Annotated in this window: 2 protein-coding genes and 1 pseudogene; 1 reads left to right on the top strand and 2 read right to left on the bottom strand. The window is 67.1% G+C overall.

From position 1 onward, the window contains the following. Positions 1 to 224: DMT family transporter (locus tag AC04L7_RS17770; RefSeq protein ID WP_475513577.1), on the top strand; the 224-nt coding region annotated here is incomplete at its 5' end. Between the two features lie 90 nt (positions 225 to 314). Here AC04L7_RS17770 and AC04L7_RS17765 read toward each other — a convergent pair. Next, entirely contained in the window at positions 315 to 1,370 is a 1,056-nt protein-coding gene (locus AC04L7_RS17765; RefSeq protein WP_475513576.1) for a carboxylate-amine ligase, read from the bottom strand. 101 nt (positions 1,371 to 1,471) lie between these two features. Further along, positions 1,472 to 1,891 (bottom strand): annotated as a pseudogene (locus AC04L7_RS17760) (DNA topoisomerase IV subunit B); the annotation flags it as partial.

The raw sequence follows: 1,891 nt of genomic DNA, 5'->3' as shown, positions 1-1,891 counted from the left end.
ACGGCACGCTGTGCACGGTGCTGCCAGTGCTGGCGGTGATGATGGCGGTCGCGCGCATCGGCTCCGTGCTCGCTGCCCAGGTCGGCATGATCGGTCCGGTATCGACCATCGTGCTCAGCCTGCTGCTGCTGGGGGAACCGATGGGCCCGTGGCAGGTGGCCGGCACCGTGTTGGTGATGGCGGGGGTGTTCGTGGTGTCGCAACAGAAAGCCGTGGCGCGCTGACGACGTCGGTCAAGCGGTAACGGTCGCGTCGGCGAGCCACTGCACCACGCTGGCCAGTGCATCGGCGTGGCTGTCGCCGGCCTGCCTGCGCTAGCGGTAGCGCTGCAGCTGTCCATGTGCGCTGGTGCCGCRGTCCAGGATCTGCCAGACGCGCTCGACCTGCGGTGCGCAGGCCAGGGCCACGATGTCGCCGTGCAGCGCATCCAGCGTGTTCTCCAGCATCTCGCGCACCGGGACCAGTCGCCGACTGCCGAGGTCGATCAGGCCCGCATCAAAGCCATGACGCTGCGCCCGCCACAGGTTTTCCGCGATGATCGCCTGGTCGCCTGCATGAAGGTCGGCATGCAGCGCCGGTCTGCGCTCAAGGTGGCGCACCAGGCAACGGTATACCTGCGCGATGGCCAGGGCATCGCAAAGGTCCGTGCACGCATCGGTAACGCGCAGTTCCAGCGTGGGAAATGCCAGCGACGGACGCACGGCCCACCACAGGAAGCTCGCGTCCTGGATCGCGCGGCCATCCGTCATGCGCCGAACGTAGTGGTCGTACTCGTCCTGTTCGCGGAACAGCGGCGGCAGCCCGGTGCGCGGTATCTCCTGGTAAGCGGTCTGCCGGTAGCCCATCAGGCCGGTGGCATGGCCCATCCAGAACGGCGATGACGTGCTGATCGCCAGCAGCAGCGGGAGAAACGGCTGCATGCGCGCCATCAGCCCGACGCGTCGGCCGGGATCTTCAGGTTGCACATGCACGTGCAGGCCGCAGAGCAGGTTGCGCTGGCCCAGCATCCGCAACTCGCCCATCACCTGGTCGTAGTGGGGCTTGTCAGTGCTGCGCTGGCCGCGCCACGACGCGGACGGATGGGTGCCGGCCGACAGCACGCCCAAGCCATGCCGATGCGCGATCTCGCCCACGGTCCGGCGCAACATGCGCAGCTCGCTTTCGGCGGCAGCGGTGTCGTCATGCACGCCGGTCTGCACTTCGACCTGGGTCTGCAGCATCTCGCTGCCGAAGCGCTCGCCCAATGCTTCCTGGCAGTCAGCGAAGAAGCGTCTCGGCATGTGCCGCAGGCGCCGGCCGTTGCGACGGACCAGGAAGTACTCTTCTTCCAGGCCGAAGGTATACGGATGCGCGGCGCGTTCCTGTGTCATGCGCGGGTTATCGCACCGGCACGGTGAACACGATGTTCAAGGGTGGTGGAGTGCGCGGGGATGTCGCCGGCGGCATCCRGTCGTGCCGTCCTGCGCGACGATCAGACCTCGAGCGACGCCAGGTCCCCCTTCGCCTCCAGCCACGACTTGCGGTCCGAGGCCCGCTTCTTCGCCAGCAGCATGTCCATCAGGCCGCGCGTCTGCGGCTCATCGTCCACGGTGAGCTGCACCAGTCGCCGTGTATCCGGATGGATCGTGGACTCGCGCAGCTGCGAGGGATTCATTTCGCCCAGGCCCTTGAAGCGGGTGACGTTGACCTGCCCGCGGATCTTTTCGCGCTCGATCTTTTCCAGCAGCAGCCGCTTCTCTTCTTCGTCGAGCGCGTAGAACACCTGCTTGCCCACGTCCACGCGGAACAGCGGCGGCATCGCCACGAACACGTGGCCTGCGTTCACCAAGGCCGGGAAATGGCGCAGGAACAGGGCGGTCAGCAGGGTGGCGATGTGCAGGCCGTCGGAATC

Source organism: Pseudoxanthomonas sp. LjRoot204_2 (assembly GCF_056175765.1).
Note: the sequence above shows the minus strand (reverse complement) of the source record. Positions and strands in the feature narration are given on the sequence as shown.